This window comes from Lentzea sp. DG1S-22, assembly GCF_036321065.1.
Lineage (GTDB): Bacteria > Actinomycetota > Actinomycetes > Mycobacteriales > Pseudonocardiaceae > Lentzea > Lentzea jiangxiensis.
Map to the genome: position 1 here is coordinate 2125758 of NZ_CP143276.1, position 24101 is coordinate 2149858.

General features: G+C 72.3%; 22 protein-coding genes. 15 read left to right on the forward strand and 7 right to left on the reverse strand.

The features are described from left to right. Nucleotides 1-93: 93 nt before the first annotated feature. The 3 genes from V1227_RS09355 (at nt 94) to V1227_RS09365 (ending at nt 4782) form a co-directional block, all read left to right on the forward strand. On the forward strand, nt 94-2256 hold the full coding sequence (locus V1227_RS09355) for a choice-of-anchor M domain-containing protein (protein WP_329792111.1): 2163 nt from the start codon (nt 94-96) through the stop codon (nt 2254-2256). Between the two features lie 75 nt (nt 2257-2331). Next, the gene (locus V1227_RS09360; protein WP_329792112.1) at nt 2332-3747 is read left to right on the forward strand and encodes a choice-of-anchor M domain-containing protein; all 1416 of its coding nucleotides are present in this window, start codon (nt 2332-2334) and stop codon (nt 3745-3747) included. A 60-nt stretch (nt 3748-3807) separates the two neighbouring features. After that, on the forward strand, nt 3808-4782 hold the full coding sequence (locus V1227_RS09365) for a WxL protein peptidoglycan domain-containing protein (protein WP_329792113.1): 975 nt from the start codon (nt 3808-3810) through the stop codon (nt 4780-4782). A gap of 482 nt (nt 4783-5264) precedes the next feature. Here the strand turns inward: V1227_RS09365 and V1227_RS09370 are convergent, their stop codons facing one another. From V1227_RS09370 to V1227_RS09380, 3 genes are all read right to left on the reverse strand, one after another. Continuing rightward, complete coding sequence (locus V1227_RS09370) at nt 5265-5687, reverse strand: Fur family transcriptional regulator (RefSeq protein ID WP_329792114.1); 423 nt, start codon at nt 5685-5687, stop codon at nt 5265-5267. Nucleotides 5688-5780: 93 nt separating this feature from the next. Continuing rightward, nucleotides 5781-6887 carry a ribosome hibernation factor-recruiting GTPase MRF gene (gene mrf / locus V1227_RS09375; RefSeq protein WP_329792115.1) on the reverse strand — a complete coding sequence of 369 codons (1107 nt, stop codon included), beginning with the start codon at nt 6885-6887 and terminating at the stop codon, nt 5781-5783. A 273-nt stretch (nt 6888-7160) separates the two neighbouring features. Further along, entirely contained in the window at nt 7161-7457 is a 297-nt protein-coding gene (locus V1227_RS09380; protein ID WP_236219235.1) for a hypothetical protein, read from the reverse strand. Nucleotides 7458-7676: 219 nt separating this feature from the next. Here V1227_RS09380 and V1227_RS09385 point away from each other — a divergent pair, with 219 nt between their 5' ends. Genes V1227_RS09385 through V1227_RS09435 form a run of 11 tightly spaced genes read left to right on the forward strand, consistent with a single transcriptional unit; the run spans nt 7677 to nt 18985 of the window. Further along, a complete protein-coding gene (locus V1227_RS09385) occupies nt 7677-8927 on the forward strand; it encodes an ATP-grasp domain-containing protein (RefSeq protein WP_329792116.1) in 1251 nt (416 codons plus the stop codon). After that, on the forward strand, nt 8924-9718 hold the full coding sequence (locus tag V1227_RS09390; protein ID WP_329792117.1) for a Rossmann-like domain-containing protein: 795 nt from the start codon (nt 8924-8926) through the stop codon (nt 9716-9718). Before V1227_RS09385 ends, V1227_RS09390 begins: the two co-directional genes overlap by 4 nt. Continuing rightward, on the forward strand, nt 9715-10773 hold the full coding sequence (locus V1227_RS09395) for a PLP-dependent cysteine synthase family protein (protein ID WP_442916472.1): 1059 nt from the start codon (nt 9715-9717) through the stop codon (nt 10771-10773). The genes V1227_RS09390 and V1227_RS09395 overlap by 4 nt, the downstream gene beginning before the upstream one ends. Continuing rightward, nucleotides 10770-11798 carry an enolase C-terminal domain-like protein gene (locus tag V1227_RS09400; RefSeq protein WP_329792118.1) on the forward strand — a complete coding sequence of 343 codons (1029 nt, stop codon included), beginning with the start codon at nt 10770-10772 and terminating at the stop codon, nt 11796-11798. Before V1227_RS09395 ends, V1227_RS09400 begins: the two co-directional genes overlap by 4 nt. Further along, nucleotides 11795-12967 (forward strand): MFS transporter, encoded by a 1173-nt coding sequence (locus V1227_RS09405; RefSeq protein ID WP_329792119.1) that lies wholly within the window; start codon nt 11795-11797, stop codon nt 12965-12967. The genes V1227_RS09400 and V1227_RS09405 overlap by 4 nt, the downstream gene beginning before the upstream one ends. Beyond that, nucleotides 12964-13749 carry a class I SAM-dependent methyltransferase gene (locus V1227_RS09410; protein WP_329792120.1) on the forward strand — a complete coding sequence of 262 codons (786 nt, stop codon included), beginning with the start codon at nt 12964-12966 and terminating at the stop codon, nt 13747-13749. The genes V1227_RS09405 and V1227_RS09410 overlap by 4 nt, the downstream gene beginning before the upstream one ends. An 11-nt stretch (nt 13750-13760) precedes the next feature. Beyond that, nucleotides 13761-15287, forward strand: coding sequence for an ABC transporter substrate-binding protein (locus tag V1227_RS09415; protein ID WP_329792121.1), 1527 nt, complete (start codon nt 13761-13763; stop codon nt 15285-15287). After that, nucleotides 15284-16228 (forward strand): ABC transporter permease, encoded by a 945-nt coding sequence (locus V1227_RS09420; RefSeq protein WP_329792122.1) that lies wholly within the window; start codon nt 15284-15286, stop codon nt 16226-16228. The genes V1227_RS09415 and V1227_RS09420 overlap by 4 nt, the downstream gene beginning before the upstream one ends. Then, the gene (locus tag V1227_RS09425) at nt 16225-16998 is read left to right on the forward strand and encodes an ABC transporter permease (protein ID WP_329792123.1); all 774 of its coding nucleotides are present in this window, start codon (nt 16225-16227) and stop codon (nt 16996-16998) included. Before V1227_RS09420 ends, V1227_RS09425 begins: the two co-directional genes overlap by 4 nt. Next, the gene (locus tag V1227_RS09430; protein ID WP_329792124.1) at nt 16995-18413 is read left to right on the forward strand and encodes an ABC transporter ATP-binding protein; all 1419 of its coding nucleotides are present in this window, start codon (nt 16995-16997) and stop codon (nt 18411-18413) included. The genes V1227_RS09425 and V1227_RS09430 overlap by 4 nt, the downstream gene beginning before the upstream one ends. Further along, nucleotides 18410-18985 (forward strand): GNAT family N-acetyltransferase, encoded by a 576-nt coding sequence (locus tag V1227_RS09435; RefSeq protein ID WP_329792125.1) that lies wholly within the window; start codon nt 18410-18412, stop codon nt 18983-18985. The genes V1227_RS09430 and V1227_RS09435 overlap by 4 nt, the downstream gene beginning before the upstream one ends. A gap of 43 nt (nt 18986-19028) precedes the next feature. Here the strand turns inward: V1227_RS09435 and V1227_RS09440 are convergent, their stop codons facing one another. After that, nucleotides 19029-19388, reverse strand: coding sequence for an ArsR/SmtB family transcription factor (locus V1227_RS09440; protein WP_236219213.1), 360 nt, complete (start codon nt 19386-19388; stop codon nt 19029-19031). A 40-nt stretch (nt 19389-19428) separates the two neighbouring features. Between V1227_RS09440 and V1227_RS09445 the strand changes: the two genes are divergently transcribed. Continuing rightward, entirely contained in the window at nt 19429-21303 is a 1875-nt protein-coding gene (locus V1227_RS09445; protein WP_442916473.1) for a heavy metal translocating P-type ATPase, read from the forward strand. Between the two features lie 27 nt (nt 21304-21330). Here the strand turns inward: V1227_RS09445 and V1227_RS09450 are convergent, their stop codons facing one another. Genes V1227_RS09450 through V1227_RS09460 form a run of 3 tightly spaced genes read right to left on the reverse strand, consistent with a single transcriptional unit; the run spans nt 21331 to nt 24096 of the window. Then, nucleotides 21331-22143 (reverse strand): class I SAM-dependent methyltransferase, encoded by an 813-nt coding sequence (locus V1227_RS09450; protein ID WP_329792127.1) that lies wholly within the window; start codon nt 22141-22143, stop codon nt 21331-21333. Beyond that, a complete protein-coding gene (locus V1227_RS09455) occupies nt 22136-22960 on the reverse strand; it encodes a class I SAM-dependent methyltransferase (RefSeq protein ID WP_329792128.1) in 825 nt (274 codons plus the stop codon). Before V1227_RS09455 ends, V1227_RS09450 begins: the two co-directional genes overlap by 8 nt. Beyond that, nucleotides 22957-24096 carry a GTP-binding protein gene (locus V1227_RS09460; RefSeq protein WP_329792129.1) on the reverse strand — a complete coding sequence of 380 codons (1140 nt, stop codon included), beginning with the start codon at nt 24094-24096 and terminating at the stop codon, nt 22957-22959. Before V1227_RS09460 ends, V1227_RS09455 begins: the two co-directional genes overlap by 4 nt. Between the last annotated feature and the right edge of the window lie 5 nt (nt 24097-24101).

Sequence of the window (24101 nt, forward strand, 5' to 3'; positions counted from 1 at the left end):
GTGTGACCTTCCCGACCGAGGACTCCTCGGCTTCTTGTTGAAAATGACAATCATGTGACTTACGTTCAGGGCGTGTCACTCGGAGGGAGCGGAATGCGAATCCGCGCAGGTGGTCGGAACCCGGAACGACGGGGTGCGGTCGTCGCCGTGGTGGCGGCTGTCCTCGCCGTGCTGGCGGCCCCCGCCGCGGCCGCCGCACCCGGCCCGGCGCCCGAGCCTCCGCAGCGCCGGCTCATCGCAGGCGGGCACGTCGACCTGGTGGCGGTGCAGCTCGAGAACGGCGCGCTGGTCGTCAGGGGCAAGAGCGACGCCGGACCGTTCGACCCGGCCGCCACGACTCTTCACGTCACGGACGCGGCCAAGCGGCCCGCGCCCTCCTCCCCCGCCTACGGCTTCCTCGGCGTACCGGGTGGCACACCGATCCACGTGATCCCGCAGACCTTCCAGCCCGACGTGCTCTGGGCGGGCTGGAACACCGAGTCGGTGCCCCGAGGGGCACTCGCGGACAACGTTGTCGACCTCACGATGCTGGCGGCACGCGGACCCGGTCGCGTCGAGGTCTACGTGTCCGGAACCGACGGCCCGGAACGCGTTTTCAGCTCGCAGGACCCGGCGGTGCGGACGGAGCGCGCAGCGGTCCCCACCCACGCACATGCCAACTGGGCGTTCACCGCGCCAGGCGTCTACGAACTGGAGTTCCAGGCGTCCGCGACGTCGTCCTCGGGTGCGCCCCTGGTCTCGCCTCCTGCCCGGTACACCGTCGTGGTCGGACCGCACGGTGCGCTCGCCACGACGACCACGCTGGCGGTGACGAGCACACCGGCGGGCATCGAGCTGACCGGCACCGTGAGCATGGCCGGTGGCCTGCCGCAGGGCTGGGTCGAGTTCGTGCGGCACACCGGAACCGGGGACGAGGTCGTCGGCCACGAGTCGCTGAGCGCCGGCTCGGCGACCTCCGTCCTGGCGGCGGACCCGGAAGCACTGGCGTTCTCCGCCCGGTTCGTCCCCCTGGCGGAAGACCTCGCCGCCCGGTCGCAGTCGCCACCCGTCGCCAATCCCGGCGCCCCCGCGGGCGCGGTGGTGACCGGCGTCCGCGACACCTACGCGCAAGGCGAGCAGATCACCGCCACCGCGCTCGTGACGCCGCACCGCCCCGGGCACACCGTTACCTGGTGGACCCGCAAGGCGGGCACCACCGCCGAGCGGGCAACCGGCGAGGTCCTGACGCTCACGGCGAACCCCGACCTGCACGGCGCCGAACTCGGCTTCGACGTGCGCGACCAGAGCGGCGCCACCGTCGTTTCCGCCCGGCCCCTGGTCCTGGGCGTCCGCGCGGACGCCCCCACCACAGCCCCCACCACTCCGACGACCACTCCCCCGGGCTCCACCAGCGCTGCACCACCGAAAGGCGCGCCGCCGGCGACCGCGACGACGCCGGCCTGCGTGCCCACGGCGGTGACCCGCACGGTGCCGCCCGGCGAGGTCGAGGTCGTCACGGACGGCCACTTCGACTTCGGACCCGTCGTCGAGGGCGGTGCGTTCTCCGCGCGGGTCAAGGACGACCGCCAGGGCAGCCCGGTCTTCCGCGACCCGGCGAGCTACGTCTTCCACCTCGGCGACGCCGCGCGGGCGACCCCACCGCCGGGCTCCGGCCTCGACTTCCTCGGTCCGGGTCCGGTGTGGACGATTCCGCTGACGCAGCGCTCCGGCGTCCCGTGGCTGGGCTGGAACACCCAGCACCCGTCCGTGCTCGCCTCCGTGAGGAGCGACATCACGCTGACGCTGGACAAGGTCGACGGGCCCGGCGAGCTGGCCGTCTACGGGCAGGACCCGTTCGGCGGAGTCGGTGACCGCTACTTCGGCACGGTGAACGGGTTCCCGCGCGCCACGACCGTCCCGGTCGGACAGTCGGGTGTGCACGTGCACGCGGTGTGGGCGTTCACCAAGCCCGGCAGCTACGCGGTGACGTTCTCCATCGGCGGCTCCATCGACGGCCGCCAGGCCGGTGCCAAGAGCACCCTCACCTTCCACGTGGGGCCGGGCGACCCGAAGTCCGCGCGCACGGGCACGCCGGTCGTCGAGCAGGTGGGCCGCACGGCTGACGGCGAGGAGTGCGCGCTGCCCTCCGGGCTGGCCTCGACCGGACTCGACGGTTTCGCCGTCGCCGGTCTCGTGGTGGCCGCGGGTCTGCTGATCCCCCTCGGCTTCTTGTTCACCAACCTGGCCACCCTCGCCGGCGTTCGCCGCCGGCGCTGACCTCTGGTCCCCCAAGAAAGGCAAGGAAACGCAGTGACCGCAACAAAGGCAAGAACGAGAGGGCGAGCCGCCGCAGTGGCGCTCGCCGCTCTGGGACTGATCGCGGGCCCTCTGGTCGGGACCGCCGCGGCGCAGGAGAAGGTGGTCGTCTCCGAGGGCCACCTCGACCTGTTCTACGTGGACGTGCAGAACTCCACCCACGTGCTCACGGCCCACTCCGGGAGTGGCAACGTCGCGCCCGGTGACCTGACCGTGCACGTCAAGCCGTCGGTGGCCTCCCGCACCGTCAGCGCCTCGATCGCCACCCTGCCGGGGTGGAAGGCGCAGGGCGAGACCTACTACCTGCTGCCGCAGAACTCGCAGCCCGGTCAGGTCTTCGCGGGCTTCGGCTACAGCTCGGCCGTGGCCGAGGGCACGTCGGTGACCTACACCCTCGACTCGCTGCAGGGCCCCGGCGCGTTCGCGCTGTGGCAGAACGGCGAGGAGGGACCGAACGTGTTCCTCGGTTCCGCCGACGGCGGGCCGAAGTCGTTCACCAGCGCCGCCGGCCACGAGCACGTCAACTGGGGCTTCACCGAGCAGGGCGAGTACGCGCTGACCGTCAGCGCCACCGCGACCCCGCCCGGCGGCGCCCCGGTGGCGATCCCGCCGGTGACCTACACGTTCGTCGTCGGTGAGGAGATCTCCTCCGGGCCGGGAACGCCGGTGACCCAGCTGTCGATCACCGGTGTGGCGGCCCACTACCACGCCGGTGGCGTCGCCGCGCTGACCGCGGTGCAGAACCCCGTCACCGACGAGAACCACTACCACTGGTTCACCAAGGCCGCGGGCGCGACGGAGTGGGCTGTCGTCTCCGGCGCGCTCACCGGCAAGTACGGCTTCGTGGTCCGCACCGCGGACAACGGCCGTCAGGTCAAGGCCGTGCTCTACGACCACGACCACAAGGTGATCGCGGAGTCCGAGCCGGTCGTCATCGTCGTCGACGACCACGGCAACGACCCGGTCAACGGCCCGACCATCACCACCACGCTGGCCGCGGAGCAGGGTGTGCTGGCCATCAGCGTCGCCCCGGAGAACCGCGAGGTCGACCTCGGCGCGCTGACGCTCAACCCGGCGGCTGACCGGTTCACCGCCGCGGGCGCGCTCAAGCCCATCACGGTGACCGACACCCGCGCGGACAACCCCGGCTGGACCGCGTCCGGTCGCGTGCGCGCGTTCACCACGGCCGACGGCAACCAGCTCGGCGGCAAGTACCTGGGCTGGGCGCCGAACGTCGTGTCCGCGTCCACCGGTCAGACGGTGACCGCGGGCCCGCAGGTCGCCTCCGGCTTCGCCACCGGCAACGGTCTGGCCACGTGGTCGCAGCTCGCCACCGCCGCGGCGGGCGCGGGCCGCGGCACCGCCCAGCTCGGTGCCGGCCTGACCCTGGAGGCCCCGGTCGAGACCGCGCCGGGCGCCTACCAGGCAATGCTCATCCTGACCGCCATCTGATATCGGAGAAGGACGGGTGCGGGGCTCGCTCCGGACCCGTCCGTCCACACGGAGCACCGCGTGAGAAGACCGCTCGCCGCCCTGGTCGTCGTGCTCGGGCTGGTCTCGGCACCACCCGCGACGGCACAACCCGCTCAGAACGACGGCAGGCTCACCTGGTCCGTCTCCCCTGCCGACGCCGGCGGACCGAACGGCCGCGCGCAGTTCGACTACGTCGTCGAACCCGGCATGCGCTACGACGACCACATCGCCATCCGCAACCTGGGCGAGAGCGAACTGGCCGTGGACCTCTACGCCGCCGACGCCGTCAACACCGCCACCGGCGGCTTCGACCTGCTCGCGCGCGACGAGCCGTCGCCCTCCGTGGGCGCCTGGATCTCCGTCGCCGAGCCGAAGGTCGTCCTGAAGCCCCGTTCCACCACCGTCGTGCCGTTCAGCCTGACGGTGCCCCCGGACGCCGAACCGGGCGACCACGTCGGCGGACTGGTCGCCGCCCTCACCACCAGCGCTCAGGTGCAGGTCGAACGACGGGTGGGCGCCAGGCTCTACGTCCGGGTCGCCGGCGCGGTGACCACGAACCTGCGCGTCGACCGGCCCACGGCCGGCTACCGGGGCACGGCCAACCCGGCTGCGCCCGGCGAGGTCGACGTGACCTGGACCGTCGTCAACGACGGCAACGTCCGCCTCGCGGTCCGCCCCTCGGTTCACCTGGAGGGTCTCTTCGGGCTGGGGAGCACCGGGTGGACAGGCCACACCGCGACCGAACTCCTGCCCGGCAGCGCCATCACGTTCACCCGCACCCTCAGCGGCGTGTGGCCGCTGGGCCCGCTCACCGTCCGCGGGGAGGCCGAACCCGTCGCGTCCGCGGGCCAGGACCTCGTCGGCGCGGTCACGACCGCCACCGGCAAGACCACGATCTGGGCGATTCCCTGGAGTGCGCTCGGCGCCCTCCTGTTGCTCGCGGCGATCCTGTTCGCGCTGTGGCGCGTCCGGCGCCGGATCCGTCAGCTGACCCGAGCGGCCGAGCGCTCCTAGTGCCCTGAGGTCGTCAGTTCGCGTGCAGGCGCAGGGTTCGGTGGCATGCCGGACCCGAAGCTGCCCGAGTTGGTGCTGTCCGACGACGAGGCGAGCGCGTTGCGGGCTGGACGCGGCGTCGGAAGACGGCGCCGGCATTGCGGGCGCGGATCGTGTTGCGGTGCGCCGAGGGCGGCTCGAACAGCGAGATCGCGGCCGAGCCGGGGTTCAGCGGGCGGCGTTGGCGACGTGACGCATCCCCACCCGCGCCGCACGCGAGCTCCAACGCGTCTCCCGCGCCGCACGCGAGCTCCAACGCGTCTCCCGCGTTCAGCGGCTCGGCCACCTCCACGCGCCGCTGGCTCGGCCGCGCGCCCCGCAGCTCCGCGCGATCTCGGTGCTCGCGGTGGACGCCTTCTGAGGAACTCCGGCCTCCACGGCCCCGCCCTCCGACGTCGAGCACCCGCTTCCCGGCGACAACGCCACAGCATTCGTCCGGCAGTTCAACGACATTCGGCCGTTGCGGGCAGAGGCGGCGCACAGGCCGCACAGGTTCCGGACAACAGCACCGAGCTGTCGGTGATCATGAAGCCGTGCAGGGCGGCGGTCTGCGCGACCCATGTGGTCACTTCGTCGTCGTCCGCGTCCACGACAAGGGCGCACTCGGAACACACGAGCCGGTGGCCGCTTCCGCACGCGGGCCGGAGTCCGTAGACAGCGGTGCTCGGCCGGATGGCCACCCGCTCGAGGACCCCGGCCTCGACCAGCCGCTTGACGCACTGGTACACGGTGGCCAACCGGGTCGAGCGGCCCGCCGACGTCAACCGGTCACGGACCTCCGCGACCGTCAGGAACTGCCGCTCGGATTCGAACACGCTCACGATGCGGTGCTCGTGGTCGGTTCGCGGCCTGGACCGGGCGCACATCCCACACTCCTGTCAGCACGAGGGGCCCGACCGGCGCGGTGGGCCGGCGACGACGAAGTCAGATGCATTCGCTTCATCGCATGGCGGAACACCTCACGACCCCTCCGCCGCGTCGTGCCGCTCGGCGAACGGGTCGACGAACTCCAGCTGGTCGGCGAGCTCCAGCTCCTCGTCGGTCACCAGCGCATCGCGCAGAGCCGAGGTGATCTCCTCCGGTGACGCGGTCGCCGTGATCACCACCAGCTCCTGGGACCTGTCGCCGTAGCGCGGGTGCCAGGTCGCCGAAGCCATCGCGCGCCGGTCCTCGGGGACGTCCGACCAGTCCTCCACCGCCGCGAGCCACGGCCCCAGGTCGCCCACGCTCAGACCGCCACCGGCGGACTCGAGCCACAGCGCGGTGTCCGGCTGGCTGGCCAGCCACACACGACCTCGGGTGCGCACCACGCCGTCGAGCAGGACGTCGATCGCGTCGTGCAGCCGAGCGGGGTGGAACGGCCGGCGTTCGGTGAAGTGGACGACCGACACGCCCCGCACAGGCTCCAGCGGAGGCTGTCCGTGCAGCAACGTGCCGAAGCCGTCGTCGAAGCGGCCCCTGCGGGCGTCGCCGGGGATGGCGGACAGCAGAGCGGTCACGTCCATCCCTGCCCGGTCCTGGCGAGGTGCACGCGGGTTGAGCCGGTCGAGCACGGAGTCGAGCACCGCGTCCTGGCCGGCGTCGCGGCCGGCGCCGGTCAAGACGAGAGCATCAGCGAACTCGGCCTGCCCCACCACGACTTGGGCCACCGTGCGGTCGTCATCGGCGGCAGCGGCCAGACCCCGCTCCGCCAGCGCGTCCCCGCCGACGGCATCGGCCAGCCAGTTCTCCCGGTCGACCACGGCGACCACCGCGGCGACCCTGACATCGATCTCTCTCAGGGCGAAGCAGACGGCCTCGGGCTCCAACGCCGGGTCCAGGTCGACCACCACCCAGCCACCCAGGCGCTCCAGCAGTGGCAGCAGGTCCAGGCGCAGCGTGCAGGAAACGCATCCGTGCGCCAGTTCCAGCACGGTCAGCTCGCCGTCCACCCAGCGGCGCACCACTCCCTCGGCGAGATCGCGCAAGTTGTGGCGGACCAGCACCGTTCCCGGCAGCGCGCGCCAGATCTCCTCGGCCACGTCGTGCTGCGCCGGACCGGCGACCAGGACGACCTCGACTCCCATGAGGCCATCTTAACGGAAATGATTGTCGTTTTAAATCGTCGGTCCGACACCGCTTGCCCGGGCTCGTGGACACTGGGACCTGCCGAGCAGCAGCCCGCGTCGTCGAGCTTGGAAGCGGAAATGAACCAACGGTGGATGAAAGTCACTGCGGCCGTCATCGCCGCGGCGGTCACACTGAGTGCGTTGTACTACCTGGTCGCCAGCCTCTGATCAGCAATGGACGCCGTGGCCGCGCCTCACGCGCAACCGCGCGAGACGCGACCACGCCGCAGATCAGTGTTCGTCGTAATGCCCGTCATGGACGGCGTGGCGGTGACCGTCGTGCACGTAGTCGACGTGATCACCGTGCGGAACGGCCACATGGCCGCAGCCCTCGCCGTGGTCGTGCCCGTGGTCCGAGTGCGACTGGTGATCGCCGGGTTCGCACTCGTCGACGTGTCCGTCGTGCTCCCGGTGGAGGTGGCCGTCGTGCGCGTAGTCGACGTGATCACCGTGCGGGACGGCCACATGGCCGCACCCGTCGCCGTGAGCGTGGCCGTGGTCGGCGTGTTCGAGGTGTGCCGCGGTCATGATCGGCCTGCCTTTCGATGTCCAGGCCTTCGCTTCACCCGGACGTCCTAGCTCCGTCACTGAACGCAACAAATATTAGTCAGCGTGCATGAATGGCGCACCTCGAACGCTCACCCGTCCGGCGCAGCCGCTTCCCCGAGAGGCGGTAGTGACCACGTATCGACAATGATTACCATGTTCCTCAATTCCGCCGCGGGGTCGCGGCGGGGAGGAGGACTTGTGGCTCACCTGTTGATGATCGAGAGCTGGGTCGGCGCGATGAGTTCGCTGCTGCCCAGGGCGATCAACGAGTCAGGGCACCGCTTCACCTTCATGACCCGCGATCTGCACCACTACCTGCGCTCCGCCCCAGCGCACCCGCATCCGTTGCTGGCCGCCGACAACGTGCTCACCGCGGACACCAACGACGTGCCCGCCCTGCTCGACCACGTCGAGCGCCTGCACGCGGTGCTGCGCTTCGACGGCGTGATCTCCTCGTGCGACTACTACCTCCCGGCCACCGCGCGCGTCGCCGCGCACCTGGGCCTGCCCGGCCCCGACCCGGAGGCGGTGGAACGGGCCTGCCGCAAGGACCTCACCCGCACCACGTTGAGCGCGGCCGGCGTACCGGGCCCGCGCTTCGCCCTCGCCGACGACTGGCCGGCACTCGCGAAGGCGGCGGCCGAACTGGGTTATCCGCTGGTGGTCAAACCGGTCGACCTGTGCGCCGGGATGTACGTGCGCAAGGTGACCGGCGAGTCGGAGCTGCGCGAGGCGTTCGCCGCGATGGAGGCCTTCCCGGTCAACGCGCGCAACCAGCCCAGGGTGCGGACCGTGCTGGTGGAGGAGCTCCTGACCGGCCCCGAGGTGAGCGTCGAGACGATCACCGTGGACGGCACCACGCACGTCGTCGGCGTCACCGACAAGAGCGTCGCGGGAGATCCGTGGTTCGTGGAGAGCGGGCACATGTTCCCCGCCGACCTGCCCACCCGCGACGCCGAGACCGTCGCCGTCGCGGCCGTCGAAGCCCTGGGCCTCGAGCGCGGTGTCGCGCACACCGAGGTCAAGCTGACACCCGACGGTCCCAAGCTCGTCGAGGTCAACCCGCGCCCCGCGGGCAACCAGATCACGGAGCTGGTCCGGCGGGTCACCGGCATCGACCTGCCCGCCGTCTACGCCCAGCTGGCCGTGGGCGAACGACCGGACCCGCGTCCCGCGGACACCGGTGTGCGCAGCGCCGCGATCTCCTTCCTCCTCCCACCGCGCTCCGGCCTGGTGTCCGCCGTCCGCGGCGCGGAGGTGCTCGACGCCGCGCCCGAGGTCGTGGACTGGACCGTCAAGGGGCCCGGCCACCGCGCGGGCGACCCGACCAGCAACAACAGCTACCTCGGCCACGTCGTCGTGACCGACCCGGCCGGTCTCGGCGCGCGGGCCCGTGCCGAGCAGCTCGTCGGCGGTCTGACGGTCGACTACGCCGAGGTGCCCGCGTGACCCTCGCCGAACTCGCCGAACTCGTCCGGGGTGGCGGGCTGGGTCCTGATCCCGCGTCGTGCGCCGTGAGCGTCGGGTTCACGACCCGGCAGGGCGCCCGGCACGCCACGCGCGGGCAGTCCTACCGCAACACCGTCGTCAGCCTCCGCGTGGAAGACGCGGTCGGCTCCTGCGCGGTGGAGGACGTCGTCGACGACGACGTGCACGGCTGCGTCGGTTCGACCGTGCTCGAGCTGCTCGACCACCCCAGCCCCGTGATCCGCACCGCCGCGCTCGACGCCTACCTGGCGCACGCCCGGCCGCACCACCTGTCCGCCACCAAGTCGATCTCCGTCGGTCCCGGCAGCTCCCTGGCCAAGTCCCTGGCCCGCGCCGAGGCCGTGATCGACCTCTTGGACCCGGTGCCGGGTGACCGGGTGCTGGTGGTCGGCGTGGTCAACTCGCTGCTGCACCACCTGCGCGAGCGGGGCGCGACCTACGTGGCGTGCGACCTCAAGGGCGGCAGGACCGAATGGGACGAGCCGGTCACCACCGAGGCGGAGAGCGCGCTCGACGGCTGCACCCTCGTGCTCGCCTCGGGGATGACGGTCGGCAACGGCACGTTCGAACCGCTGCTGCGGCTCGCCGTCGCGGCAGGCACGCCGATGGTGTTGTTCGCGCAAACGGCCGCCGCGGTGTTGCCGTGGTTCATCGGCAGTGGCGTGCGTGCCGTCTCGGCTGAGCCGTACCCGTTCTTCTGGCTCGACGGCGGTCCCACGACGATCCACCACTACACGGAGCGACCGTCGTGATCCTCCCGCGCCAGAACCGGCACCTGCTCGACCTGCTCGGCCAGAGCCCGGTCACCCGCATCACCACGCCGCTGCCCCACCGGCACGGCGGGTTCTGGGCCAAGCTGGAGTGCCTCAGCGCCGGCGGCATGAAAGCCCGGCCGGCGGTGTCGATGCTGCGTGCCGCTCGCGACCGCGGCGAGCTGCGCCCCGGCGCGGTGGTCGTCGAGTCCACCAGCGGCACCCTCGGTCTCGGTCTCGCGTTCGCCTGCCAGGTCTTCGGCCACCCGGTCGTCCTGGTGGTGGACAGCGAGCTGGAACCGTCGATGCGGGCTCTGCTGCGGGCGCACGGGGCCCGGCTGGAGGTGGTCGACCGGCCGCACCCCGTGGGCGGCTGGCAGCAGGCGCGCTTGGACCGGCTCCAAGCCGTGCTGCGCGAGTTCCCCGACGCCTACTGGCCCGACCAGTACAACAACCCGGACAACCCGAAGGGCTACGTCGGGCTGGCCAGGGAACTCGTGGAGCAGATCGATCCCGTCGACGTCCTGGTCTGCAGCGTGGGTACCGGCGGGCACAGCGCCGGTGTCGTCAGGGAACTGCGCCGGTACCGGCCGGGTGTGCGGCTGATCGGCGTGGACACCATCGGCTCCACGATCTTCGGCCAGCCCGCGCGCGCCAGGGTGATGCGCGGACTGGGCAGCAGCATCCACCCCCGCAACGTGGCCTACGCCGAGTTCGACGAGGTCCACTGGCTCGGCCCGGTCGAGGTGGTGGACGCGTGCCGCCGGCTCGCCCGCGACGCCTTCGTCACCGGTGGCTGGAGCAGCGGCGCCGTCGCCCTGGTCGCCGCGTGGGCCGCCAGGGTCGAGCCCGGCGCCGTGGTGGCGACGATCTTCCCCGACGGGCCGCACCGCTACCTCGGCACGATCTTCGACGACGACTTCTGCACCGCCCGCGGCCTGCTCGGGACGGCCGCCGACAGGCCGGTGGAGATCGGTGACCCGCTCCGGGTGGAGGCGACGGGCTGGACGCGCTGCCGGTCGGTCGCCGCGCCGAGGGCCGTGGTGCTCGCATGAGGATCGGGTGGGAGGTCTACGGCCTCGAGCTGGGAACGCCCCTGCGCATCTCCAGGTCCGTCATGGCACGACGCGACGCCGTGCGGGTCGTCCTGGAGCACGACGGGCAGCACGGCCACGGCGAAGTGGTGACCAGCACCTACTACCGGCTCGACGTGGAGGCGATCGTGCGCTGGCTGGACCGGCTGGGGCCGGTTCTCGCCGACGCCGGCGCACCGGACGCCGCCCTCGACGTCCTGCACGCCGACGAGACGGTTCCCGCCGGCGTGCGGGCCGCGGTCGACGCGGCGTTGCACGACCTGATCGGCCTGCGTCAGAACGTGCCGGCGCACGTGCTCGTCGGAACCCGGGACTGGCGGGCCACTCCGACCGCGTGCACGATCGGCATCACCACGCCGGACGACGCCGCCGCTCGGGCATCGGCGCTGCGCGAGCGCGGGTTCTCCCTGCTCAAGGTCAAGGTGGGAGCCGATCCGGAGCGGGACGTGGCCAGCGTGGTCGCCGTCGGGGCCGCCGCACCGGAGGCCCGGCTGGTGCTCGACCCCAACGGCGGCTGGACCCCGGACGAGACGGTGCGCGTCGTGGAACGACTCGGCGCCGCCGGTGTCGTGCTCGACGCGGTCGAGCAGCCGATCCCTCCCGGCACCCCGGACGCACTGGCCTGGATCCACGAACGGTGTCCGGCACCCCTGATCGCCGACGAGGACGCCGCCACGGCCGCCGACGTCCGCGAGCTCGCGGGCGCGGTGGACGGCGTCAACATCAAGCTCGCCAAGTGCGGCGGCCTCGCGCCGGCGCTGGACATCGTCTCGGCCGCCCGCGAAGGCGGGCTGGACGTGATGCTCGGCTGCCTGGTCGCCAGCTCGCTCGGCATCGCGCCCGCCGTCCACCTCGCAGGGCACACCCGGTGGGCCGACCTGGACGGGCACCTGCTGCTCGCCGCAGATCCGTGGTCGGGCATCGGCGGTGAGGACGGCGTCCTCCGGCTCTCCGGGGCGCCGGGGCTGGGCGTGGTGCGGCGATGAGCCGGTTCGCACTTCCGGTGCGGCTGCTGCTGGTCAACCAGTTCGCCGTCAACACCGGCTTCTACCTGCTCATCCCCTACCTCGCCACGCACCTGGGCAGCCTCGGCATGTCCGCCGCGGTGATCGGCGTCGTCCTCGGCGTCCGGACGCTGAGCCAGCAGGGCCTGTTCCTGGTGGGCGGAACCGCGTCGGACCGGCTCGGCCCGCGCACGACCATCCTGGTCGGCTGCGGTCTGCGCGCGGTGGGCTTCGGGTTGTTCGCCATCGGCGAGTCGCTCGCGGTGGTGCTGGCCGCCTCCGTCCTCAGTGGACTGGCCGGAGCGCTGTTCAACCCCGCGGTGCGCGCGTACATCGCTTTGGAAGCGGGCAGAGCACGCACCGAGGCGTTCGCCCGGTTCAACGTCTACGCCCAGGCGGGCGCGCTGTGCGGTCCGGTGCTCGGCAGCGTGTTGCTGCTGTGGGACTTCCGGGTCTCCGCCGTGGTGGCGGCCGGGATCTTCGCGGCGCTGACCGCCGCCCAAGCCGTCGTGCTGCCCGCGCGGGCGGCCACGCGCAAGGGCGGGTCGATCCTCGGCGACTGGCGCGAGTGCCTGACGAACCGCAGGTTCGTCGCGTTCACCTGCGTGCTCAGCGGGATGTTCGTGCTGCAGAACCAGCTCTACCTGCTGCTGCCGATCCAGGCGCAGAAGGCCACCGGCTGGGCGGGCGTGGTCGCCGTGCTGTTCATCGCGTCCACGGTCGTCACCCTGCTGTTCCAGGTCCGCATCACCCGCCTCGTCTCCGACCGCGCGCGGGGCCCCGTGATCGCTACCGGTCTCGCCGTCACGGGCGCGGGTTTCGCGGCTCCCGCGCTGTGGTCCGGACTCGCGCCGGTGCTGGTGGCCACGCTCGCACTCGCCGTCGGTGTGATGATCGCGCATCCGCTGGTCTACGACCTGATCCCGTCGTTCGGCCCCGACAGCCTCGCCGGCACGCACTTCGGCGTGTTCTACCTCGGCTCCGGCCTGGCGGCCGCACTCGGCAACACCGCGATCGGGTGGGTGAGCGGGTTCGGCGACCGGCTCGCGTCGCTGCTGTGCGTCGCGATCGGACTCATCAGCGCCACAGGGGTGGCCTGGCTGCACCGGCGCGGCGCGCTCATCCCACGGCAGCAGGAGGTCGCTCGATGAACCTGCTCACCGACAACCCCGAGCTGTACGAGCACCAGTTCCCCGACCCGGAACACGTCGCCGCGAGGTTCGTGCACGACGTGGTGACCCGCTTCGGCGGCGGGCGGGACCTGCTCGACATCGGCTGCGGCACCGGTCGTGATGCGGGATGGCTGGCCCGCAACGGTTATCGCGTCGCCGGCCTCGACAGCTCCGAGAACATGCTCGCGCACGTCCGCGAGCACCACCCGGCGGTCGACGTGGCGTTGGCGGACATGCGGTCCTTCGACCTCGGCCGCAGCTTCGACGTCATCACCTGCCTGGACAGCGCGATGCTGTACTGCCACACCAACGCCGATCTCACCGTGTTCCTTCAACGGTGCCGCGAGCACCTGGCACCCGGCGGGTTGTTCGTGGCGGAGATGCGCAACGGCGCGTTCTTCCTGGGCAACACCGAACTCCTCGACGGTGTGCGCACCCGTTCGGTCACGTGGCGGGGCACCGAGTACACCTCGCACACCGAACTGTGGATCGACCACGCCGATCAGTTGCTACGACGCCGACGCACCTGGGAATGGGCAGGCCGCTCCGAACCGCTGGTGCAGCGGTCGGCCTGGCGGCTGCTCTTCCCCCAGGAGCTGCGGCACCTGCTCGACCTCGCCGGGTTCGAGGTGCTCGCGCTGTTCGACTCCCCCGGCCCGCGCACCGACCGGCCCTGGACCGCCGACGCCGCGTTGAGCGGCGCGCTGTCCGGTGACCGCCTCCACGTCGTGGCCCGCCTCCGCCGAGACGGGCGCCAGTGAAAGGAACCAGCATGCCCCTGAACCGCCGCGGTTTCCTCGGCCTCACCTCCGGTCTGGCGGTCGTCACCCTCGCGGGATGCGGCAGTGCCACGCCGGCCTCGCCCGCAGCCCGTGCCGGTGGCAGGCTCCGCGCCGCGTTCGCCGGTGGTGGTGCCAAGGAGGTCCTCGACCCGCACCTGGCCAACCTGTTCGTCGAAGCCGCGCGGTCCAAGGCGATGTTCGACAAGCTCGCGGACCTCGGCAACGACGTGTCGCCGCAGCCGCGGCTGGCGGAGAGGTGGGAGCCGAACGCCGACCTGACGCGCTGGCGGATCAGCCTGCGCCAGGCGGTGTTCCACGACGGCAGACCGGTGCGCGCCCAGGACGTGCTCGCCAGCTACGCGCGCATCCTCGACCCGAACCGCGCGTTCCGCGCCAAGTCGAGCCTCGCGCTGATCGACCTCGCGAACAGCCGCGCGGTCGACGACCGGACCGTGGAGTTCGCGCTGAAGCGGCCGTTCGGGGAGTTCCCCAACGCGCTCGCCGCCTTCGGCGCGTACATCGTGCCCGAGGGTGCCGAGGACTTCACCAAGCCCGTCGGGTCCGGGGCGTTCAGCTTCGTGTCGTTCGAGCCGGGCAGGTCGGTGCTGCTCAAGCGCAACCCGGACTACTGGGAGGGCGCGCCGCTGCTCGACGAGCTCGAGTTCGTGATCGCCAACGAGGAGTCCGCGCGCACCAACGCGTTGCTGGGCGGTCAGGTCGAGTACGCGCACGACCTCACGCCGACCACCGCGCGCAGCAACGCCTCCGGCGACCGCATGACGATCCACCGCTCCCCCAACAGCGCCGTGCAGGCGTTCGCCATGAAGGTGGACCGGGCGCCGTTCGACAACCGCGACCTGCGAGAGGCGATGTTCCTGCTCGCCGACCGGCCGCAGCTGGTGGAGTCGGTGCTCGCGGGCAGCGGCCAGGTCGGCAACGACCTGTTCGGCAAGGACTACCAGCACTACGCCGGTGACCTCCCGCAGCGGCAGCGCGACCTGGACAAGGCGAAGTTCCTGATCCGCAAGGCCGGTGCGGAGGGTCTGACGGTCAGGCTCGACACGTCGACGGCCGCGGCCGGCATGGTGGAGGCCGCCACGGTGTTCGCCGACCAGGCCAAGGGCTCCGGGCTGACGATCGAGGTCGTCCAGGGCAACAAGGACAGCTACTGGGCCGACACGCTCAAGAACGGCTCGCTGTCGAGCTTCCGCTCCGGTGCCATGCCCATCGAGACCCACGTCGCGCAGCGCCTGCTCAGCGGGTCCGGCACGAACGTGACCAAGTGGGCCCGGCCCGAGTTCGACGCGCTGTACGAGAAGGCGGTGTCCACTTCGGACCCGGCCGCGCGCACCGAGGCGTACCGGGAGATGCAGCGCGTGCTGCACGCCGAGGGCGGCTACCTGATGTGGGGCTTCGCGGACTGGATCGTGGGCGCGAAGCCGAACGTCGGTGGCATCTCCACCGCCCCGGCCAACACGCTCGACTGGGCCCGCTTCGACAAGGTGTGGCTGGGGTGAGTCTCGCTTCCTACACGGCCCGGCGAGCCGCGCTCGGGCTGGTGCAGGTGCTCGCCGTGGTCACCCTCGTGTTCTTCCTGGTCGAGGCCCTGCCGGGAGACGCGGCGGTGGCCTTGGCCGGGGACAACCCGGACCCCGCGCGGATCGCGCAGATCCGCGCGGCCATGGGGCTGGACCGGCCGACCCTGGAACGGTTCGCGGAGTGGCTCGTCGGGCTGCCCCGGCTGGACTTCGGCGCCTCGCTGGTGTCGGGACGGCCGGTCGCGGACTTCCTGTCCGGCGGCATCGGCCCGACGCTCGTGCTGGCGGCGCTGACCCTGGTGCTGCTGGTCCCGATCTCGGTGCTGGTCGGTGTGCTGGCCGCCTTGCGCGAGGGCAGCCCGCTGGACCGGGCGCTGACGTCGATCAGCGTCGCGCTGCACTCGATCCCCGAGTTCGCGCTCGCCGTGGTGCTGATCGCGGTGTTCGGCGTGCACCTGGCCTGGCTGCCGCCGACGGCGGTGGGCGCGGACCTGTTCGCCCAGCCCGCGGTGCTGGTGCTACCGCTGGTGGTGCTGCTGGCCCGGCCGATCTGCTCGATCAGCCGCCTGGTCCGCGCGGGGATGGTCGACGCGCTGGCGTCGGACTACGTGCGCCACGCCCGGCGCCTCGGGATCGGCGAGACGCGGGTGCGGTTCGCCCACGCGCTGCCGAACGCGCTCGCGCCCGCCGTGCAGCAGGTCGCGCGGACCACGGACTGGTTGCTGGGCGGCGTGATCGTCGTCGAGGCGGTGTTCGTCATCCCCGGCCTCGGCACCGTCCTGGTGGACTCCGTGGCCGCGCGCGACCTCCCGGTCGTGCAGGGCCTGGCCGTGGTCTTCGCCGTCACCACGGTGGCCGTGAACCTGCTGGCCGACCTGGTGGCGTTCCGGCTCGCTCCGCGCGCGGAGGTGGTCGCGTGAAGCGGGCGGGCATCGGCGGGCTGCTGATCGCGGTGCCGCTCGCGTTGGCGCTGCTGGGACCGCTGTTCGTGCCGGACCGGCAGACCCGTGGCGCTCCCTTCATGCCGCTCGGGTTCCTGGGCACGGACTTCGTGGGCCGCGACGCCTGGTACCAGGTGCTCGCGGGTGGCCAGACGGTGGTGCTGGTGGCGTTGATCGCGACCGTGCTCTCCTACCTGGCCGGCGTGCCCTACGGCGTTCTGGCGGCCACCACGCGGCTGCGGCTGGTCGACGAGGCGTTGATGCGGCCGCTGGACGTGCTGCTGGCGGTGCCGTCGCTGCTGGTGCTGATCCTCGTGGCCGCGATCGCCGGTCAAGGCCTGCCGGTGCTGGTCGGCGTGGTCACGCTCGTCAACTTCCCCGACGTCGCCCGCCTCTCGCGGACGGCGGCACTCGAGATCTCCGGACGACCCGCCCTGGAGGCGATGCGCATGCAGGGCGAGTCGTGGTGGCAGACCTCGATCATCTACACAGGACGGTCGATGCTGCGCACACTCGCCGCCGACGTGGGCGTCCGGCTCACCGCGGCGCTGTACCTGGTGGCCTCGGCCAGCTTCCTGGGCGTCGGCGTGCCGCCCGACGCGGCGGACTGGGCCGTGATGGTGGACCGCAACCGGGGTGGGTTGTTCCTGCAGCCGTTGACCGTGGTGGTGCCCGCGCTGCTGATCGTCGCGCTGTCCGTCGGGCTGAACCTGGTGTTCGACCGCGCCCTGAAGCGGGTGCGCACGTGACCCCGGTCGTGCACGTCGAGGACCTGCGCGCCGAGGCGAACGGTCACGTTCTGCTCGACGGTGTCAGCTTCGCGCTGTCCGCCGGGCGGGTGCTCGCCCTGGTCGGCGCCTCGGGCAGCGGCAAGACCACGACCGGGCTCGCCCTGCTGGGCGAACACGGTCCCGGTGTGTCGGTGAGCGGACGCGTGGAGGTGCACGGACGCGTCGGGTTCGTGCCGCAGCAACCGGCCTCCGCGCTCAACCCGGTGCGCCGCCTGGACGCCGTGTTCCGCGAGATCGCCGCACTGCACGAAGGCAGCCCCGGTGAGCTGCTCGAGACGGCTCTGCGCCGGGCGCGCGTGCCGGCCGACCTGCTGCGCCGCTACCCGCACCAGCTCTCCGGGGGCCAGCAGCAGCGCGTCGTGCTCGCCCAGGCGCTGGTGGGCGACCCGGCGGTGCTGGTGGCCGACGAACCCACCACCGGGCAGGACGCTCTGACCCGTGCCGAGGTCGTCGACGAGCTCGCCGCCGTGGTCGCGCAAGGTGTGGCGCTGGTGCTGCTGACCCACGACGTGGAGGTGGTGCGAGCGCTCGCCGACGAGATCGTGGTGCTGCGAGCAGGTCGCGTCGTGGAAGCCGGGCCCGCGCAGGAGCTCCTGACCGAGCCCCGCGAGGACTACACCCGCGCGTTGCTCGACGCCGCGCCGCAGGAGTTCACCGGGGTCCCCGAGCGGGCGCCCCGCCTGCGGGTGCGCGGCCTGACCGCCCGGCACCGCACCACCACCGTCCTGCACGACGTGCACCTCGACGTCGGCGAACGCCTGGCGGTCGTCGGACGCTCCGGCAGCGGCAAGACCACCCTCGGCCGCTGCCTGGCCGGCCTGCACCAGCAGGCCACCGGTGAGGTGCTGCTGCACGACCGGCCACTGGCGCGGTCGCTGCGCCGGCGGCCCCGGAACGCGCTCGCCGCCGTCCAGTACGTCTTCCAGGACGCGCGGGGGTCGTTCGACGAGCACCGCCCGGTGCTCGACCAGGTCGCCAGGACCGCGGTCCGGCTGCGCGGAGTGCGGACCTCGGACGCCCGTGCCGCGGCACTCGCCGCGCTGGACCGAGTCGGCCTGCACGAGGAGGCGGTGCTGCGTCGTCCGCGCGGTCTGTCCGGCGGCGAACTCCAACGAGCCGCGCTCGTGCGCGCCCTGCTCGCCGAACCCGAGGTGCTCGTGTGCGACGAGATCACCTCGGGCCTGGACGCGGTCACCCGCGCCGGGCTGCTCGACCTGCTCGCGAGCGTGCCGTGCGCGCTCGTGCTGATCAGCCACGACCTCGACGTCGTGGCCCGCCTCGCCGACCGGGTGGTCGTGCTGCACGAGGGACGCGTCGTCATGGACGGTCCGGTCGCGACGACCCTGGACGGCGCGAAAGAGAGGATGAAGTGAACACGCACCACCAAGCAGCGGACGCCTACGAGGTCCGGTTGGCGACGCACGCCGACCTGCCGGGAGCCCGCAGCGTCATGCTCGACACCTTCTACCGCGAGTTCGGCTACGGCTACAGCCCCCAGTGGCACGCCGACGTGATCGACCTCGCCGCGACGTACCTCGAGACTCCCCGGCACGCGTTGTTCGTCGCGGTCCGCGGCGACGAGGTCGTGGGCACCACGGCCGTGCGAGCGCAGGGGCCGGCGAGCCCGCCCCACCCGGCCTGGATCGCCGAGCGCTACTCCGGCGACCGGACGGCACAGCTCTTCCGCGTGTACGTCCGGGCCGAGCACCGGCGCCGTGGCCTGGCGCGTGCCCTGGTCGACGCCGCGGTCGGGTTCGTCGCCGAAACCCCCGGCTACGAACAGATCTACCTGCACACCGACACCCGCGTCGCCGGTGCGGAGGGGTTCTGGCGCTCGGTCGCGAAGGAGGTGTGCGACGCCCGCGACGGCGACCCGGACCGCAGCCAGACCGTGCACTTCGAGATCCCGATCCCGGCCCTGGCCGTGGCGGCCGACCCGAGATGACGTGACGGTCGGGGGTGGTCCCGCTCGGCCGTCCCCGACCCTCTCAGGCGGTGTCGACGTCGTCGGTGGCGCCGAGGCCGAGGTGTTCGATGTGGTAGACGGCTTCGTCGAGCAGCATCGCGACGTGGTTGTCGTACAGGCTGTAGACCACGCTGCGGCCCTGGCGCGTACCGGTCACGAGCCCGAGCGCGCGGAGCAGCCGCAGCTGGTGCGACACCGCGGACTGCTCCATCTCCACCGCTTCGGCGAGCTCACCGACGGGGCAGGCCCCGTGCCGCAGACGGGTCAGGATGCGCAGACGGCTCGGCGTCGCGAGCGCCTGCAGGGTGGCCGCCACCGTCGCCGCCGACTCCGCGTCCAGCTGTGCCGGCGGTGTGGCCCTGCCCTCGACTCCGTGACCCATGACAGCATCCTACTCAGTGAACACATGAAGAGGTCTTCAGATGTTCCTGTATGGTGCTCGCGTGACTTCGACGCTTGCCGTGACCGCGCCGCACCACACACCCCCACGGCACCGATCCGTTCTCGCAATCGGCGAGGTCCGCTGGGCCGCCATCGCCACAGTGCTGTTCCTCGCGGGCCTCGGGACCAAGCTCGCCGGGGGGCCGTCCTGGAGCTGGTGGCTCCTGCTGCTCGGTTGCTACGCCACCGGTGGCTGGGAACCCGCGCTCGCCGGGCTGAGGGCGCTGCGCGAGCGGACGCTCGACGTCGACCTGCTGATGATCGTCGCGGCGATCGGCGCGGCCTCGATCGGCCAGGTCGTCGACGGTGGCCTGCTGATCGTCATCTTCGCCACCTCCGGCGCGCTGGAGGCCGTGCTCACCCAGCGGACGGCCGACTCGGTGCGCGGGCTGCTCGACCTGGCACCCCAGCGCGCCACCCTGGTGCTGGCCGGGAACCGCGAGCAGGAGGTCGACGCGGCGGACCTGCGGGTGGGCGACGAGATCCTCGTGCGACCGGGCGAGCGGATCAGCGGTGACGGCGTGGTCGTCGACGGCCGCAGCGAGGCCGACCAGTCGTCGATCACCGGCGAGTCGCTGCCCGCGCCGAAGCAGCCCGGGTCGGAGGTGTTCGCGGGGTCGCTCAACGGCACCGGCGGGCTGCGCGTGCGGATCACCCGTGCGGCCAGGGACACGGTGATCGCCCGGATCGTGGCGATGGTCGAGCAGGCCTCGGCGACGAAGGCCAAGACGCAGTTGTTCATCGAGAAGGTCGAACAGCGCTACTCGCTCGGCATGGTGACCGTGACGCTCGCGTTGTTCGCCGTGCCGTTGCTGTTCGGCGCGGCGCTGGAACCGACGCTGCTCCGCGCGATGACCTTCATGATCGTCGCCTCACCGTGCGCCCTGGTGCTGGCCACCATGCCCCCGTTGCTGGCAGCCGTCGCCAACGCCGGAAAACGCGGTGTGCTGGTCAAATCCGCCGTGGCGATGGAACAGCTGAGCACCGTGGACACCGTGGCGCTGGACAAGACCGGCACCCTCACCGAAGGCACACCCCAGGTCGTCGGCGACGTCGACGACGACGTGCTCGCCACCGCCGCGGCGGCCGAGCAGCTCAGCGAGCACCCGATCGGTCGCGCGATCGTCGAAGCCGCACGGCGACGCCACCTGGTCGTGCCACCCGCCGAGGACTTCCGGGCGACACCGGGCGTCGGCGTGACGGCACGTGTCGGGCAGCGGACCGTCTCGGTGCACCGAGCCGACTCCTCACCCAACGGCAACACCGCGGTCGTCGTCACCGCCGACCAGCGCCGGATCGGCGTCATCGAACTGGCCGACCGGGTCCGCCCGTCCAGCGAGCCCGCCGTCCGCGGGCTCACCGCCCTCACCGGACGGAGCCCGGTGCTGCTGACCGGGGACAACCACCCGGTCGCGCTCCGCGTCGCCGACGAGGTCGGTATCGCCGACGTGCGCGCCGAGCTGCTGCCGCAGGACAAGGTGCGCGCGGTCAGCGAGCTCCAGGGCAAGGTGCTCTTCGTCGGCGACGGCGTCAACGACGCCCCCGCGCTCGCGACCGCGCACAGCGCGATCGCCATGGGCCGCCGGGGATCCGCGCTGACCGTGGACACCGCCGACGTCGTGGTCGTGGGTGACGACCTGACCGTCGTGCCGTCGCTCGTGGCGCTGGCCCGCCGGGCGAGGCGGGTCGTGATCGCCAACCTCGTCATCGCCGGCGCGTTCATCGTGGTCCTGTCCGCGTGGGACCTGTTCGGCACGCTGCCGCTCCCGCTCGGCGTCGCCGGGCACGAGGGGTCGACGGTGCTGGTCGCGCTCAACGGGATGCGGCTGCTGAGCGCGCGAGCCTGGAGGCCGTGACCGAGGCGGCCGACCTCCCCGCGGCGCTCAACGCTCCGAACGACGTCCGCTGCCGATCAGCGTGGTGGCGTCGAGCTCCTCCAGACCGGCCTGTCCCAGCGACGCCAGGTAGCGCTCGCGCACGTCCGCGACCAGCTCGGCGGGCACCTTCGCGAGCGCTCCCCGGAACCCGGATCCGACGACCACCAGCCACGCCACCTCCGGCGTCATCGTCAGCGCCAGCTCGTGCACGGTGACCTCGACGTCGGCCAGACCGCGTCCGGTCAGCCAGGCCGCGTAGGTGTCCGCCTGGTTGACCTCGTCGACCAGGTGCGGCGGGCGGGGCGCCGGTACCGGCGTGTTCGTGACCTCGGCGATCGCGAGGCCGAGGTGGCGGCCCGCCGCGACCATCGCCTCCCCGCGCCAGATGGTGAGCACCACCCGCCCACCGGGCCGGGCCCGGCTGATCAGGTGGTCGGTCCCGGCGGTCATGTCCGGGAAGAAGAAGATGCCCAGCGCCGACTGCACGACGTCGTAACCCTCCCCCGGCCACGTCGTCACATCCGCCTGGTGCGCGTGCAGCTGAGGCAGGCCGGTCGACAGCCGGCGCAGCTCGTCCACCATCGGACCGGACAGGTCGACGGCGTCGACGTGCCCGTCCACCCCGACGAGCCGCGCCGACGGGATCGCCGAGGCGCCGGTGCCGCAGCAGGCGTCGAGGACGCGCTCGCCGGGCTTCGGATCGGCCACGGCGACCGCCGCCGTGCCGATCGGCTCCCAGAGGTGGCGGCCCAGCGCCGTGAAGTCGGCCGCCGCGGCGTCGAACGCGCCGCGGATCTCGGTCTGCCGGTCCTCAGCCATGATCTCCCCGTTTCGCTCCGATGTGGACAGTCCTGGCGGTGAGCAGTGCCACGTCGTCACGCGCCCCCAGCCAAGCCGATGACGAGCGGTCGAGCAACGCCGCCCACGCCCGCAGGTCATCTTCACCCAGGAAGGCCCGCGCCCGCCCGACTCGCGCGGCGAGTTCCGCGAGCACGACCTCCCGAACGCCGGGCCCGAGCGGTGCGGGCAGGTCCAGCAGGACGCTGCGGCTGGTGACCTGCTCGAGTCCGGCGGTCCTCATGAGCTCAGGCCACCCGCGTGCCTCGCGCACGACACCGGGCCTGCCCTCGAACCACGCCGTGAACCACTCGTTGTGCGCGGCGTCCAGCCTGCTCTCCAGGCCGGGCCTGCCGACACCGACGTCCCACGGCAGGCACCGCGCCGGCAGGCCACCCTCGCCGAGCGCGAGCACGCCACCGGGTGCGAGCAGGTCCGCCAGTCCGGACACCGCGTCCTGCCACGACAACGCGTGGTGCACGCAGGCACCCGACCAGATCAGCGACACCGGTTCCGGCAGCGGAACCGGGCCGTCGTCGAGCTCGTGCAGGACCGTGCGGACACGGTCGCCCAGCCCCGCTCGCGCGGCGCGGTCGCGGACCATCTCGAGCATCGCCTCGTCGTTGTCCACGGCGTACACCCGGAGCGCGCGCTCGGCCAGGCGGACCGTGCTCGTCCCGGCTCCAGGTCCCACGTCGGCCACCACGCCGCCGATCGGCAAGGAGTCCAGCAGCGCGAGCTCGACCGGCGCGAACACCGCTTCCGCCGCGGCGGGGTCGGTGGTCGACGGGCCGGTCATCCGGCGTGCTCGTGCAGGTCGGCGAGGTCCCACAGCGGCAGTGGATCCTCCAGCGCGCGCCAGTGCTCCGGCCCGGCCGCGAACTCCTCCTCGGTCAGCAAGGCGGGCTCGAGCCGCCGGCGCGGTTCGTCGCGATCGAGGCCGACGCCGATGAAGACGAGCTCCTGACGGCCCTGCGGGCCCTCCAGCAGCTGCCCCGGTTCCAGGGTGAGGTTCGGACCTGCCTGCGACCACACCGCCAGGACGTCGGGGCGGCTCGCTATGTGGCAGAACCCCTTGCTGCGCAACACCCCTTCCCAGCCGGCCAGCGCCGCCGCCAACCGGGCCGGGTGGAAGGGCCGCGAGGCCCGGAAGGCGACCGAGCGGATGCCGTACTCCTCGGTCTCCGGGACGTGGCCGGTGCCCGCGAGCTCCTGAGCCCAGCCAGGTGCCTGCGCGGCGGTGATCGGGTCGTAGCGCCCGGTGTCGAGCACCTCGGCCAGGTCGACGACGCCGTGCCGGGTGTGCAGCAGCCGGGCGACGGGGTTGAGCCTGCGCAGCACGGCGTCGAGCGTCGCGAGCTGCTCCTCGGTCACCAGGTCCGTCTTGTTGACCACCAGCAGGTCCGCGAACTCGACCTGGTCGACCAGCAGGTCCGAGATCGTGCGCTCGTCCCCCTCCGCCGCGGCGATGTCGCGTTCGGCCAGCTGCTCACCGGTGGTCAGCTCGCGCAGGAACCCCGCCGCGTCCACGACGGTGACCATCGTGTCGAGCCGGGCGTGGTCGGACAGGCTGGTGCCGTCCTCGAACGTCCAGTCGAAGGTCGCTGCCACCGGCATCGGCTCGGAGATGCCCGTGGACTCGATCAGGATCGTGTCGAACCGGCCCGAGCGCGCCAGCTCGCCGACGCTGTCGAGCAGGTCCTCCCGCAACGTGCAGCAGATGCAGCCGTTGGTCAGCTCGACCAGCCGTTCCTCGGTGCGGTCCAGGCTGCCCTGACCGGCGACCAGCGCGGCATCGATGTTGATCTCGCTCATGTCGTTGACGATCACCGCCACCCGCCGCCCCTCCCGGTTGGCGAGCACGTGGTTGAGCAACGTCGTCTTCCCGGAGCCCAGGAAACCGGACAGGACGGTGACAGGTGTGCGTCCAAGCATCTGCA

Coding starts and splice junctions, on each gene's coding strand:
- V1227_RS09355 (WP_329792111.1), top strand. CDS start 94: ATGCGAATCCGCGCAGGTGGTCGGAACCCGGAACGACGGGGTGCGGTC.
- V1227_RS09370 (WP_329792114.1), bottom strand. CDS start 5,687: ATGTGCGCCCGGTCCAGGCCGCGAACCGACCACGAGCACCGCATCGTG.
- mrf (WP_329792115.1), bottom strand. CDS start 6,887: ATGGGAGTCGAGGTCGTCCTGGTCGCCGGTCCGGCGCAGCACGACGTG.
- V1227_RS09380 (WP_236219235.1), bottom strand. CDS start 7,457: ATGACCGCGGCACACCTCGAACACGCCGACCACGGCCACGCTCACGGC.
- V1227_RS09400 (WP_329792118.1), top strand. CDS start 10,770: ATGAGGATCGGGTGGGAGGTCTACGGCCTCGAGCTGGGAACGCCCCTG.
- V1227_RS09405 (WP_329792119.1), top strand. CDS start 11,795: ATGAGCCGGTTCGCACTTCCGGTGCGGCTGCTGCTGGTCAACCAGTTC.
- V1227_RS09410 (WP_329792120.1), top strand. CDS start 12,964: ATGAACCTGCTCACCGACAACCCCGAGCTGTACGAGCACCAGTTCCCC.
- V1227_RS09415 (WP_329792121.1), top strand. CDS start 13,761: ATGCCCCTGAACCGCCGCGGTTTCCTCGGCCTCACCTCCGGTCTGGCG.
- V1227_RS09440 (WP_236219213.1), bottom strand. CDS start 19,388: ATGGGTCACGGAGTCGAGGGCAGGGCCACACCGCCGGCACAGCTGGAC.
- V1227_RS09445 (WP_442916473.1), top strand. CDS start 19,429: ATGTTCCTGTATGGTGCTCGCGTGACTTCGACGCTTGCCGTGACCGCG.
- V1227_RS09450 (WP_329792127.1), bottom strand. CDS start 22,143: ATGGCTGAGGACCGGCAGACCGAGATCCGCGGCGCGTTCGACGCCGCG.
- V1227_RS09455 (WP_329792128.1), bottom strand. CDS start 22,960: ATGACCGGCCCGTCGACCACCGACCCCGCCGCGGCGGAAGCGGTGTTC.
- V1227_RS09460 (WP_329792129.1), bottom strand. CDS start 24,096: ATGCTTGGACGCACACCTGTCACCGTCCTGTCCGGTTTCCTGGGCTCC.